Annotated in this window: 6 protein-coding genes; 2 read left to right on the top strand and 4 right to left on the bottom strand. The window is 35.3% G+C overall.

Going from position 1 to position 15,039, the window contains the following annotated elements:
- Positions 1–3,412 (bottom strand): hypothetical protein (locus ACJAZK_RS09320; RefSeq protein WP_415223705.1); only part of this gene is annotated, 3,412 nt, incomplete at its 3' end.
- Positions 3,413–3,902: 490 nt separating this feature from the next.
- Here ACJAZK_RS09320 and ACJAZK_RS09325 point away from each other — a divergent pair.
- Together ACJAZK_RS09325 and ACJAZK_RS09330 are read left to right on the top strand one after the other, a co-directional pair.
- Complete coding sequence (locus ACJAZK_RS09325) at positions 3,903–5,492, top strand: peptide chain release factor 3 (RefSeq protein ID WP_415223706.1); 1,590 nt, start codon at positions 3,903–3,905, stop codon at positions 5,490–5,492.
- A 140-nt stretch (positions 5,493–5,632) separates the two neighbouring features.
- On the top strand, positions 5,633–5,860 hold the full coding sequence (locus ACJAZK_RS09330) for a (4Fe-4S)-binding protein (protein ID WP_415223707.1): 228 nt from the start codon (positions 5,633–5,635) through the stop codon (positions 5,858–5,860).
- Positions 5,861–6,108: 248 nt separating this feature from the next.
- Here the strand turns inward: ACJAZK_RS09330 and ACJAZK_RS09335 are convergent, their stop codons facing one another.
- From ACJAZK_RS09335 to rpoB, 3 genes are all read right to left on the bottom strand, one after another.
- Positions 6,109–6,423: a DUF3467 domain-containing protein gene (locus ACJAZK_RS09335; protein WP_415223708.1), complete on the bottom strand. Its 315-nt coding sequence runs from the start codon at positions 6,421–6,423 to the stop codon at positions 6,109–6,111.
- 298 nt (positions 6,424–6,721) lie between these two features.
- Positions 6,722–11,023 carry a DNA-directed RNA polymerase subunit beta' gene (rpoC, locus tag ACJAZK_RS09340; protein ID WP_415223709.1) on the bottom strand — a complete coding sequence of 1,434 codons (4,302 nt, stop codon included), beginning with the start codon at positions 11,021–11,023 and terminating at the stop codon, positions 6,722–6,724.
- 101 nt (positions 11,024–11,124) lie between these two features.
- Positions 11,125–14,937, bottom strand: a complete 3,813-nt coding sequence (rpoB, locus tag ACJAZK_RS09345; protein ID WP_415223710.1) for a DNA-directed RNA polymerase subunit beta — start codon at positions 14,935–14,937, stop codon at positions 11,125–11,127.
- Positions 14,938–15,039: the final 102 nt, after the last annotated feature.

The following is a 15,039-nucleotide window of genomic DNA, read 5'->3' on the forward strand; positions in this document are numbered from 1 at the left end:
TTAAGGTCTTCGTGATTGAAACATCGGCTACTGGTGCTGCTGTGCCATCATTATTTCCATCTGTTCCGTCATCTATATTATTAGTTGATACAGGGTCTATCTCATCGGCACTTACACTAGCTGTATTACTAAAGTTTCCTGAGGCATCTATAGTTGCTGTTACGGTAATCGTGACAGCGTTCGCTGCTCCTGATGCAATGCTGCCTATGGTGCAAGGGAATGATGTACATCCTGCTCCTGTGACTCCTGTAATTGTTAAGTTACTCGGTACATCTGTCACTTCTACATTCGTTGCTGTGTCTGGACCTAAATTAGATACAACTAAGGTATAGGTTACTGTATCTCCTGGTGCATATGGACTACTATCTATTAAGGTCTTCGTGATTGAAACATCGGCTGATGGTGCAACTACATTTAATGTAGCACTATTTTGTATGATAAGACAATCATTATCACGGTGAGTGATCACTAAGTTATATACATTACCATCTAATCCTGTTACGTTAGATATTGCGAGTGTAATTGTATTAGTTCCTGAATAAACACCTGTATCTGTTAAATCTACTCCATTCTCTTGCCATTGGTAGTCTATATCAACTGAAGAATCTGATGCTGGACCTGGAGTCAATGTATAATCTGGAACACCTGCTGAAAATGTTGTTGTATTTACAGCTGTAGCAGATGTAATTGTAAATGTTGTACTATTACCCTCTGTAACTGTCTGGGTGATTAATGCTGTTGCGTCCACATTGACTTGAGTAGCGGTCGTTACATTAGTATTATTTCCTGTGTAAGCAGTCGCTGCTCCCGTTACTTGACCATTGCCATCAAAACCAGTACCGTCTACTTGTCCCGTACCGTCATCTATATGCCCTGCTTCCACTACATCACTACAACCATCATTATCACTATCTGTGTCTAAATAATCTGGTGTACCATCTCCATCAGTATCTCCGCCACAAAATGCTTGATAACTTACATTATCAATTTGTAACCTACCAGACCCAGCGTCAGTCGCCATTGTAATCCTAATGTATCGCGTTGAGCTTGTTACCGTATAGTTTTGTATTATTTCAGTAGAAATATTGGAAAAATTAAAAGTTTCCAAATTATTATAAACTGTATTATCAAGTGATTGCTCTACACCCATAACATGTAAATTAACTGTTACAAGCGATTCTATTTCAATGATCACGTCAGGATCTACTATGACTCCTAAATCAATGATAAGTTGATCCGTTACACTATCTATACTTCCATATATGTTATCTGATCCAATGGCAAAATTTTGGTTTAAAAGACCTGATGATGACGCATCAACAGAATCCGCGTCGGAAGCTGGTGTAACCGTACACTCTGAAATATCTAAAATACCATCATTATCATCATCAAGATCACACACATTATTAATCCCATCTGCATCTGGATCATTCGCTGTTGCTGTGCCTAAAATTGCACCATCGGTACAAGAATTTATAACTGTTATAGTCACATTTGCAGTTTCACAAATTGTTGAAGCTCTATCTAAACAGATCGTATACTCAACAGTATACGGTCCTGTTGCCGTTCCCATTGGAATATTAATTGTTCCGTCTGTACTAATTGAGGCTCCAGTTAATCCTCCGTCATTGGTAATACTTATATTGTCTGAAATGTTGCTATCAGTAGCGTCTACACCATCTACCGTATCGGTTCCATTACCATTATTATTAAACACGCTGGCCGTTGTTCCGCCTGATGCTGAATCAATTGGTATTGCGCTGAAATCATCATCTTCTGCGGAGATATCAAAACTACAAGAGACTGGAGCTGTGAAAATATTTGAATTGGTAAAGACACATGCAAAATCATCTGAGAATGTTGCTGTAATTGAAATAGCACTTCCATTCGCAGGCAATACAACACTATTAAAAGTATAAGGTGATATTAATCCTGAAACTGAAATAGAACCTGTTCCGTCTCCCGTTAATTCTAAGGTACCCGTAGGAGGTATATCTAAAAATTCTACTGTAATATCCGCAGTAAAAAAATCATCTGTTGAATTTAAAGATGTTCCATTATCATTACAAACCGATTCATTAGATGACACTATAGAATCGACCGAACACGTATTTACCCCACAGACATCAAAATTAACTATTGTTATACACTCAAAAGCTGTCGCAGTTGACCCTGTGAGCCCTCCTGTACTTCCATCAATAACATGTCCTGTAAAACAAATCGTTTTCGTATCTCTATTATATATCGTTGTAGCATGACCTCCTGTACTTACATAAACGGCGTCATCATCATCAACCGTATAACCACCAGGAATTGCAGGATACTCCGTTGTGGCATCCGCTCCTTGACCAATAGCCCCTTGATCGTTTGAACCCCAAGTAAGCAGTATTCTTTTTGATGCTGGTGTAGCACCTTCGGTAATTGCACCAGCACTTGCCCACTGTTCAGAAGATTGATTAGATGATATTTGTAATACTTTTTCAATAGGATTGCCTAAAGAATCATCAATTGTCACCCAATTTAAAACAGCAGTTGTGGTTTCATTAATTAATTTTTGAGATGTATTATATCCTACACCGTACATTCTTCTGTCAGTACCTAAAGCTAAAACACCATGCTCGTCTAATTGATCATTATAAAACGCAGTAATATACGTTGGAGTTGAAACTGGCGCTGTAACTAAAGTGGCATAATCGTAGTCTGATGAAGCATTACCATCAGCTAAATGTACATTTTCTCCCCATGCATATATATCTCCATCATTTTGAATTGCATACAAAGCAACATCACTACCCGTAACATGAAAAACATCTGTTATGGGAACTCCTGCAGATGTTTGTACTTGTTGCCAAATAGTTGCATCTGTAGATGTATTACCGTTTACCCTAGTTTCTCTAGACGCTACCCATACTTCTCCTGCAGTTGTATTTATAGCAAAAACATTTGAGGTCGCGTATAAATCGGATACATCAGTTGGAAGAACACCTACTGGCAAAGCCATTGGAGCAAATGTTGTGCCACTCACAAAATCAGAATTAACAACTTCATCAACTTGCCCCCAAACATATAAATTTGTAGTGGTTAATAAGAAAGCTTGCCCTCCAGAGTTTCCAGAAACGGCATATTGCACAATTGATCCTGTAAAATTGTATCCATTTGCAACTGAAATTTCTTGAATAACGTCAACATTTCCACCATCAAAATCCATATTCTCCCCCCAGGTAATTAATCCATCTGGAGTTTTCGCAATACTTTGGTGATACGATGTGATGATTATATCATCTTTAGGATTATAAGTACCATCTGCCTCGGGAACGGGGCATTGAGCAAACAAAAAAGTTTGACAAGTTGTCATTACAAGCAATGCAAATGAAAACTTCTTTTTAAAAGAGAATCGAGTAAAGATTTCCATATTATATTAAGGTAAAATTATTTATATCGTCTAAATTATTATCCACATAAATTAATAACACACAACGCAATAAATTCTACCAAAAAACGCTTACTACAACAAAAGCTCTAATCTATAGAATTAGAGTACACGTAGAGGCTATAATTTGGGTCAATCACAAATATTGCTATTAATCTTAGTTCAAAAATAATACTTATTAATTAGAAGTATCAAATCTTATTAACATATTTTTAATCGACCAAATGCTTGCTATAATCGATTAAGTACTAATCTACACTATTATTTTAGATTCAAAGAGTTTTATACGAAATAAATCATGTAAGATTTTGATTATAATAAACATACAGTCATAAAAAACTTACGCCATATAACGTAAGACACTTGTCTTACGCAGACGTCACATTCAATTCTATAAACACAACAATTATAAATTGGGTTTTAATTATAAATGTATTAATAAAAATTATATTTGTATTCACGAAAATAGACTATGAATTTTATTAAAGAAATCAACAGGCGCCGCACCTTCGGAATTATCTCTCATCCCGATGCTGGAAAAACCACCTTGACTGAAAAACTGCTACTTTTTGGGGGTGCAATTCAAGAAGCTGGCGCTGTAAAAAGCAACAAAATAAAGAAAGGTGCAACGAGTGATTTTATGGAAATTGAACGTCAGCGTGGAATCTCTGTAGCAACATCTGTGCTTGCATTTGAATATAATGGCATAAAAATTAATATTCTTGATACTCCTGGTCACAAGGATTTTGCTGAGGATACGTTTAGAACACTTACCGCTGTCGACAGTGTTATTGTAGTTATTGATGTGGCTAAAGGTGTTGAGGAACAGACCGAAAAACTTGTTGAAGTTTGTAGAATGCGAAACATCCCAATGATTATTTTCATTAATAAAATGGACCGTGAAGGTAAAGATGCCTTTGACCTCCTAGATGAAATTGAACAAAAACTAGGTTTACGTGTTGTTCCACTAAGTTTTCCTATTGGGATGGGTTATGACTTTAAAGGAATTTATAATATCTGGGAAAAAAATCTCAACCTATTTAGTGGAGATAGCAGAAAAGATATTGAAGAAACCATCGAAATCAATGATTTAATATCCCCTGAACTCGATAAATTAATAGGAGAGAAAGCCGCACAAACGCTAAGAGATGAAATAGAATTGGTTGATGGTATTTATCCTCAATTTAATAAAGAGGAGTACTTGAATGGTGAATTACAACCTGTATTTTTTGGATCTGCTTTAAATAATTTTGGTGTACGGGAATTATTAGACTGTTTTGTAGAGATAGCTCCTAAACCAAGACCAAAAAATAGTGAAGAACGCTTAGTAAGACCAGATGAAGATAAATTTACTGGATTTGTATTTAAAATTCATGCTAATATGGATCCTAATCACAGAAACAGGTTAGCTTTTATAAAAGTAGTCTCGGGAGAATTTAAAAGAAATACGCAGTATCTCCATGTTAGGCACAATAAAAAACTAAAATTCTCAAGTCCGAATGCTTTTTTTGCAGAAAAGAAGGAAATTGTGGACATCTCATATCCAGGAGATATTGTAGGGTTGCAAGACACCGGAAACTTTAAAATTGGAGATACACTTACTGAAGGTGAAATTCTCAACTATAAAGGAGTCCCTAGTTTTTCACCAGAACATTTTAGATACATCAATAATGCAGATCCATTAAAATCTAAACAATTAAATAAAGGTATCGATCAATTAATGGATGAAGGTGTTGCTCAGTTATTTACATTAGAACTCAATGGAAGAAAGGTTATTGGAACCGTTGGTGCACTGCAGTATGAAGTAATTCAATACCGTTTAGAACACGAATATGGCGCAAAATGCATTTATGAGAACCTTAATGTTCACAAAGCTAGTTGGATTGAAACCGATGACAAAAAGAGCGAAGAATACAAAGAGTTCTTGAGAGTTAAGCAACGTTTTTTGGCCAAAGATAAACGAGGACAACTTGTGTTTTTAGCAGATTCGCCATTTTCATTGCAAATGACACAACAGAAGTATAAGAGTATAAAATTCCATTCTACTTCAGAATTTGATTAATAATATAATACTGTTCATCTAATAATCTTAATAAATTTTGTTTTTAATCGATGTTTTCATACATTTAAACGTTTAAATAGTTTTATTAATGCCATTACTTTATAAATTAAATCAGATTAAACCCCAAAATTGATCTACTTATGAAAACTACTCCCAATGTTTTCAGTAATAATGATATTACTGTTACCTACAACCCTTGTGAATGCATTAACGCTGAGCGCTGTGCGAAAGAACTTTCCAATGTATTTCGTCAAACTGTTATACCATGGATAGACTTAGAAGGTGCTTCAACAAAGAAAATCATCGCACAAGTGAAAAAATGTCCTTCTGGTGCATTACAATTTCACGTCAATAAAGAAGTTGCTTAAATAGCATATTTCAGTTGAAATAGTAAATTTATATTCACAATGTGCTATTGATATTTGTAAAAAAACTAAAAAAAAATTAGACCTATTAAAAGGTGATACCGTAATTCGTATTGAACAATTTTCATTTTGTATTAAAGAGGTATTTATAATACCGTTTTTTTTTAAAACATGAATTTAATGTATTCCAGAATTACTGTGGGATAGAACACAAACAAAAATCCCCTTGAATTCTTCAAAGGGATTTTTATTTAAGCCTGACCTGTTGGTCCAAAATTTAATGGAATTGGTGGTTGCTCGTAGTCTTTAATTTCACCGTGTGCCTTTTCAAATCGGCTAACATTATCACCTAATGCTTTTAATAACCGTTTAGCGTGTTGTGGCGTCAAGATAATTCTTGACTTCACTTTGCTCTTTGGAGTTCCTGGCATAATGCTCACAAAATCCACTACAAACTCTGAAACTGAATGATTTATTATAGCCAGATTGGAATACATACCTTCTGCTATTTTTTCATCTAGCTCAATATTTATTCCTGGTTTTTTATTTTTATTTTCTTCTGCCATCGTAAAGTTATTTACGCTTCCAACTTGGTTGGAAGTCTTATTACACGTTTTAAATACCTACAAGATTTTTAAAGCATTGCAGGAAATTCTTTATTAGATATTTCCGTAGAAACGGAAATATGATTTATTTCATTTTATTAAAAAAGCCCTCTAGTAGTAATTACAAGAAGGCTTTTATTTTATTTCAAGAGATTTACCAAATAGGTTTCTAATTCTCTAATGAGATCCCAACATTCATTGAAATAAATTCGACTATTGTATTTCAGTTCACCTTCGGCTTATGACATACAAGTCTCATTTAATTATAATTCATCTCTTCTTTAGCTTTCATCATTTCATTGAATTCTGCTTTAGAACCTACAATGATGTTATCAAACTTTCTAACACCTGTTCCTGCTGGTATTCTATGACCAACAATTACATTTTCTTTCAATCCTTCAAGATCATCAATCTTACCATTTACCGCGGCTTCGTTAAGAACTTTTGTAGTCTCTTGGAACGATGCTGCAGATATAAATGATTTGGTCTGTAACGATGCTCTTGTAATACCTTGTAAAATTGGAGTTGCTGTTGCTGGTTGCGCTTCGCGAGCAGTCACCAATGCCTTATCCTCTCTACGAAGTATTGAGTTTTCATCTCTTAACTCTCTTGACGTCAATACTTGACCTAATTTCAAGTTTTGAGAATCTCCAACTTCTTCAACAACTTTCAATCCGAAAATTTTATCATTCTCTTCAATGAAATCTGCTTTGTGCACCAATTGATCTTCTAAGAAGATAGTATCTCCAGAATCGATGATTCTTACTTTACGCATCATCTGTCTTACAACAACCTCAAAATGCTTATCATTAATCTTCACACCTTGTAAACGATATACTTCTTGTACTTCATTTACTAAATACTGCTGAACTGCAGCAGGACCTTTAATATTTAAAATATCATTAGGCGTGATAGAACCGTCGGACAAAGGCATACAAGCTTTTACATAATCATTTTCTTGAACAAGAATTTGATTAGATAATTTTACTAAGTATTTCTTCACCTCACCAAGTTTAGACTCAATGATAATCTCACGGTTACCTCTTTTAATTTTTCCGAAGGAAACAACACCGTCAATCGCACTTACTACAGCAGGATTAGAAGGGTTACGCGCTTCAAATAATTCTGTTACACGAGGTAAACCACCTGTAATATCACCAGCTTTAGAAGACTTACGAGGAATCTTAACTAAGACTTTACCAATCTTAATTTTCTCTCCATCATCAATCATTATGTGTGCACCTACTGGTAAGTTGTACGAACGAATTGCTTCGCCTTTACCATCCTCAACAATAAGCGTAGGAATCAATTTCTTGTTTCTAGACTCTGAAATTACTTTCTCTTGAAATCCAGTCTGTTCATCAATTTCCACTTGATAAGTGATACCTTGCTCGATATTTTCATACCTTACTTTACCAGCAAATTCTGAAATAATCACACCGTTATATGGATCCCATTCGCAAATTACAGCACCTGCTTTCACTTTATCCCCTGGTTTAACATAGATGAAAGATCCGTAAGGGATGTTGTTTGTACTTAATGTGATTCCTGTTTTAGCATCTACTAATCTTAATTCTGAAGTTCTAGATATAACAACACTCGTATCTTTCCCTTCTTTATCAGTACTCTTAACAGTTTTAAGTTCGTCGATCTCTGCGATACCATCAAACTTAATTGCTAATTTATTTTCTTCGGAAATGTTACCCGCAACACCACCTACGTGGAATGTACGAAGTGTAAGCTGTGTACCAGGCTCACCAATTGATTGTGCAGCAACTACACCAACAGCTTCTCCCCTTTGTACCATTTTACCTGTCGCTAAATTACGACCGTAACATTTTGAACAAATACCTTTTTTAGCCTCACAAGTTAATGCTGAACGTACTTCTACTGCATCCAAAGGAGATGCTTGAATACGTTTAGCTATATCGTCATGAATATGACCACCTGCTTCAACTAATAACTCTTCAGTAATTGGATCAAACACATCATTTAATGAAGTACGACCTACAATTCTAGCCTCAAGAGTTTCTATTACTTCTTCATTCTTCTTTAATGGCTTAACTTCAATACCTCTTAATGTTCCACAATCTTCAGTATAGATAATAACATCTTGAGACACATCAACTAAACGACGTGTTAAATAACCCGCATCGGCAGTTTTAAGTGCTGTATCGGCAAGACCTTTACGTGCACCGTGAGTAGAGATAAAGTAATCCAAAATTGAAAGACCTTCCTTAAAGTTAGAAAGAATTGGATTTTCAATAATTTCACCACCACCTGCATTAGACTTCTTAGGTTTAGCCATTAATCCACGCATACCGGTTAACTGACGTATTTGTTCCTTAGATCCACGAGCTCCAGAATCAAGCATCATAAACACCGAGTTGAAACCTTGTTGATCTTCACGAATACGCTTCATAGACAATTCAGTCAATTCAGCATTTGTTGATGTCCAGATATCAATAACTTGGTTATAACGTTCGTTATTAGTAATTAAACCCATGTTATAATTACTCTTAATACCATCAACTAAAGTATTAGCCTTGTCAATCATTCCTTGCTTCTCCGAAGGAATAATAATATCACCTAAACTAAATGATAAACCACCTTGGAATGCAAACTTATATCCTTGAGTTTTAATTTCATCTAGAAACGCAGCTGTTTCCGGCACACTCGTCTTTTTAAGAATACCATGAATAATTTCTCTTAATGATTTCTTAGTTAATACCTCATTAATATAACCTGCTGCTGCTGGAACTTTTTCGTTAAAAAGCACACGACCTACAGTTGTTTCTATAATTTGAGAAGTTAACTCTCCTAATTCATTAAAATCTTGGGTTCTTACCTTGATACCTGCATTCAATTCTACTTTCTTCTCATTGTAAGCAATAATTACTTCCTTTGGAGAATAGAATGTTAAGCCTTCACCTATAACTTTATAATCATCTGTAGATATTCTGTGCTTAGTCATATAATAAAGACCAAGTACCATATCCTGTGATGGTACAGTTACTGGAGAACCATTTGCTGGATTTAAGATATTATGAGATGCCAACATTAATAATTGACACTCCAAAATAGCTTCAGGTCCCAATGGCAAGTGAACCGCCATTTGATCACCATCAAAATCGGCATTAAATGCAGTACACACTAATGGGTGTAACTGAATTGCTTTCCCCTCAATTAACTTTGGTTGGAATGCTTGAATACCAAGTCTGTGTAATGTAGGTGCACGGTTTAGTAATACTGGATGCCCTTTAAGGACATTCTCTAAAATATCCCAAACAACAGGCTCTTTTCTATCTATAATTTTCTTTGCAGATTTTACAGTTTTTACAATACCTCTTTCTATTAGTTTTCTAATAACGAACGGTTTGTAAAGTTCTGCTGCCATATCTTTTGGCAAACCACATTCAAATAATTTTAATTCTGGTCCAACAACAATTACAGAACGCGCAGAATAATCAACACGCTTACCTAGTAAGTTTTGACGAAAACGTCCTTGCTTACCTTTAAGTGAATCTGATAATGATTTTAATGGCCTGTTAGAATCTGTTTTAACTGCAGAAGCTTTACGTGTGTTATCAAATAATGAATCTACAGATTCTTGTAACATACGTTTCTCGTTACGTAAAATAACTTCTGGAGCCTTGATTTCAACCAAACGCTTTAAACGGTTATTACGAATAATAACACGACGATAAAGATCATTTAAATCTGAAGTTGCAAAACGTCCACCATCTAAAGGCACTAAAGGTCTTAATTCTGGTGGGATAATTGGAATGGCCTTCATGATCATCCACTCTGGTCTATTCTCTCTATTTTTATTAGAATCTCTAAATGCTTCAACAACTTGTAAACGCTTTAACGCTTCAGTCTTACGTTGTTTAGAAGTTTCTGTATTTGCTTTGTGACGTAATTCAAATGATAATTCATTTAAGTCGATTCTTGATAATAAATCGATTAAACACTCAGCTCCCATTTTTGCAATAAACTTACTAGGATCTTTATCGTCTAAATGTCTGTTTTCCTGAGGAATACCTTCCATTATATTTAGATACTCTTCTTCTGTAAGGAAATCTAGCTTCTGTAAAGGCTCTCCCTCAACATTTTTGGCTTCACCTGGTTGAATAACCACATAACGTTCGTAGTAGATAATCATATCTAAACGCTTAGATGGTAGACCGAGTAAGTAACCAATTTTATTTGGTAACGAACGGAAGTACCAGATATGAGCAACTGGCACAACAAGGTTGATGTGTCCTACTCTATCACGACGTACTTTCTTTTCTGTTACTTCAACACCACAACGGTCACAAACAATGCCTTTATAACGTATTCTTTTATATTTACCACAAGCACATTCAAAATCCTTTACAGGGCCAAAAATACGCTCACAGAATAAACCATCACGTTCTGGTTTGTGTGTTCGATAATTAATAGTTTCTGGTTTTAAAACTTCACCACGAGATGCTCCTAAAACAGACTCTGGAGATGCTAAACCAATAGAAATTTTGCTAAATTTCTGAATTGTATTCTTATCTTGTCTTCTTGCCATTTTTTATGGTACTAACAATTATTTAATTTATTTTTTAATTGGTTTTTTTACGTTGAACAACCCAAAAACTGTTCAACGTAAATCGAACATTTTCTTCGAAATTATTCCTCCAATCTAATATCTAATCCTAATCCCTTCAATTCGTGCATAAGTACGTTGAAAGATTCAGGTAGTCCTGGTTCTGGCATTGGCTCTCCCTTTACGATAGCCTCGTAAGTTTTAGCTCTACCAACAACATCATCAGATTTTACTGTTAAGATCTCACGCAATGTAGCTGACGCTCCATAAGCCTCAAGTGCCCAAACTTCCATCTCTCCAAAACGTTGACCACCAAATTGTGCTTTACCACCTAATGGTTGTTGCGTAATTAGTGAGTATGGTCCAATTGAACGTGCGTGCATTTTGTCATCAATCATGTGACCTAACTTAATCATATAAATAACACCTACGGTTGCTGGTTGATCAAAACGGTCTCCTGTTCCACCATCATATAAGTATGTATGACCAAATCTTGGCACACCTGCTTCATCTGTAAACTCGTTGATTTGATCTAATGTTGCACCATCAAAAATTGGAGTCGCATACGTACGCCCTAATTTTTGTCCAGCCCAACCAAGAACAGTTTCATAAATCTGACCGATGTTCATACGAGATGGTACACCTAAAGGATTTAATACAATATCAACAGGCGTTCCATCCTCTAAGAATGGCATATCCTCTTGACGAACGATACGAGCAACAATACCTTTGTTACCGTGACGTCCTGCCATTTTATCACCGACTTTTAATTTACGTTTTTTAGCAACATAAACTTTAGCTAATTTGATAATACCTGCTGGTAACTCATCACCTACAGAAATTGTAAACTTTTCACGTCGTAATGATCCTTGAAGATCATTTTCCTTAATCTTATAGTTGTGAATTAAATCTGCAACTAACGAATTTAAGTGATTGTCTGTAGTCCAAACTCCCGAAGTTAAATGCGCATAGTCATCAACTGAATTTAACATCTTAAGGGTATATTTCTTTCCCTTCGGAATGATTTCTTCACTTAAGTCATTATAAATACCTTGAGCAGTTTTACCATTGACAAGTGCGAATAATTTTTCAACTAGAACGACTTGTAAATCATCAAACTTTTTGTAATAGATATTTTCTAATGCTTCAATATCCTCTTTATCTTTTGCTCTCTTACGTTTATCTTTAATTGCTCTTGAAAATAATTTTTTCTCAATAACAACACCATGTAATGAAGGAGATGCTTTTAAAGATGCATCTTTTACATCACCAGCTTTATCACCAAAAATGGCACGTAATAACTTTTCTTCAGGTGTAGGATCAGATTCTCCCTTTGGTGTAATCTTACCAATAAGGATATCACCTGGCTTAATCTCTGCACCAATTCTAATCATACCGTTTTCATCAAGGTCTTTAGTAGCCTCTTCTGAAACGTTAGGAATATCGTTAGTTAATTCTTCGTTACCTAATTTAGTATCTCTAACATCCAATGAATACTCATCAATATGAATAGATGTGAATATATCATCACGAACTACTTTTTCTGAAATTACAATTGCATCCTCAAAGTTGTAACCCTTCCAAGGCATAAATGCCACTTTCATGTTACGACCTAATGCTAATTCGCCTTTTTCAGTAGCATAGCCTTGGCATAGTACTTGACCTTTTTTAACCATATCCCCTTTCTCAACAATCGGCTTTAAGTTAATAGAGGTACCTTGGTTAGTTTTTCTAAACTTAACCAATGGATATGTTTTGGTATCACTTTCAAAACTCACCATTGCAGCTTCTTCAGAACGCTCGTACTTTATGGTAATTTCATTAGCATCGACATACTCCACAACTCCATTACCTTCAGCATTAATCAAGACTCTAGAATCTTGAGCAACCTGACGCTCTAACCCTGTTCCTACAATAGGTGCTTGGGGACGCAATAAAGGTACCGCTTGACGCATCATGTTAGAACCCATCAATGCACGATTGGCATCATCATGCTCTAAGAACGGAATCAACGACGCCGAAATAGATGCAATCTGGTTTGGTGCAACATCTGTATAATTTACATTTATCGGATCAATAACTGGAAAGTCACCTTCCTGACGCGCAATAATCTTGTCTTCAAGAATTTTTCCGTTTTCATCAACACGAATATTCGCCTGGGCGATTAACATGTCTTCCTCTTCTTCTGCACTTAAATAAACTGGTGCGTTCTTAATATCAACCACGCCATTTTCCGATTTTCTATAAGGTGTTTCAATGAATCCCATTGAATTAACTTTAGCATAAACAGATAGCGAAGATATCAATCCAATGTTTGGTCCCTCAGGAGTTTCAATTGGACAAAGTCTTCCGTAGTGTGTATAGTGAACATCACGAACCTCAAAACCTGCTCTTTCTCTCGATAAACCTCCAGGTCCTAGAGCCGATAGGCGACGTTTGTGTGTAATCTCTGCCAATGGATTGGTTTGATCCATGAACTGCGATAATTGATTTGTACCAAAAAACGAATTAATAACTGAAGATAATGTCTTAGCATTAATTAAATCAATTGGTGTAAACACCTCGTTATCACGAACGTTCATACGCTCACGAATCGTTCGTGCCATACGCGCTAAACCAACACCAAACTGAGAAGATAATTGCTCACCAACTGTACGTACACGACGGTTAGATAAGTGATCAATATCATCAATCTCTGCTTTAGAATTGATTAACTCAATTAAATATTTGATAATTGTTATGATATCTTCTTTGGTAAGCACTTGCTTATCCATACCGATATCTAACTGTAATTTTTTATTCATTCTATAACGACCTACCTCACCTAAAGAGTAACGCTGGTCTGAGAAGAATAATTTGTCAATAATACCACGTGCTGTTTCCTCATCTGGCGGCTCAGCATTACGTAGTTGACGATAAATATGTTCAACAGCTTCTTTTTCAGAATTTGTTGGATCTTTTTGTAATGTATTATGAATAATAGCGTAATCTCCTTGTTGAGATGTTTCTTTGTGTAATAAAATTGTTTTTACACCTGCTTCAAGAATTTCTTCAATATTATCCTTATCTATAACGGTATCACGGTCTAATACAATTTCGTTACGCTCGATAGAGACCACTTCTCCTGTATCTTCATCAACGAAATCTTCATGCCATGTATTCAATACACGAGCGGCAAGTTTGCGATCGATAACTTTTTTAAGTCCAGATTTAGACACTTTAACTTCTTCTGCAAGATCAAAAATCTCTAATATATCTTTATCACGTTCAAAACCAATAGCTCTGAATAATGTTGTGACTGGTAACTTTTTCTTTCTATCAATGTAAGCATACATTACCTGATTAATATCAGTAGCAAATTCTATCCAAGAACCTTTGAAAGGAATAACTCTAGCAGAGTACAACTTAGTACCATTTGCGTGAAATGATTGACTAAAGAATACACCTGGAGATCTATGTAACTGAGAAACAACTACACGTTCTGCACCATTGATACAAAACGTACCACTTGGTGTCATATAAGGTATAGTCCCTAAGTAAACATCTTGAACAATTGTCTCAAAATCCTCATGCTCAGGATCTGTACAATACAACTTTAGACGTGCTTTTAAAGGCACACTATACGTAAGCCCTCTTTCTATACATTCTTCAATTGAATATCTAGGTGGATCAATAAAATAATCCAAAAATTCTAGAACGAATTGATTACGTGTATCCGTAATTGGAAAGTTTTCCATAAAGGTGTTATACAACCCTTCATTTCCTCTTTGCTCTGATTTTGTCTCTAACTGGAAAAAATCCTGGAAGGATTTAATTTGAATATCCAAGAAATCTGGATACTCAGTTCTGTTTACTATGGAAGAGAAATTTAATCTTTCAGCTGTATTTGCTAACATCGATGAACGCTTTTTTGATTAAAAAATTAACTAGTTTATTTATGTGTTTTTTTAATACACAAAAGGGTTTAGATCATTTCGACTATATCGAAAGACCTAAAC

Origin of the sequence: Psychroserpens sp. (genome assembly GCF_047633235.1) — a bacterium.
Classification (GTDB): domain Bacteria; phylum Bacteroidota; class Bacteroidia; order Flavobacteriales; family Flavobacteriaceae; genus Psychroserpens.

Excerpts from the sequence above, each read along its gene's own strand:
- ACJAZK_RS09330 (WP_415223707.1), top strand. The coding sequence starts at position 5,633 with ATGAAAACTACTCCCAATGTTTTCAGTAATAATGATATTACTGTTACC.
- ACJAZK_RS09325 (WP_415223706.1), top strand. The coding sequence starts at position 3,903 with ATGAATTTTATTAAAGAAATCAACAGGCGCCGCACCTTCGGAATTATC.
- rpoC (WP_415223709.1), bottom strand. The coding sequence starts at position 11,023 with ATGGCAAGAAGACAAGATAAGAATACAATTCAGAAATTTAGCAAAATT.
- ACJAZK_RS09335 (WP_415223708.1), bottom strand. The coding sequence starts at position 6,423 with ATGGCAGAAGAAAATAAAAATAAAAAACCAGGAATAAATATTGAGCTA.
- rpoB (WP_415223710.1), bottom strand. The coding sequence starts at position 14,937 with ATGTTAGCAAATACAGCTGAAAGATTAAATTTCTCTTCCATAGTAAAC.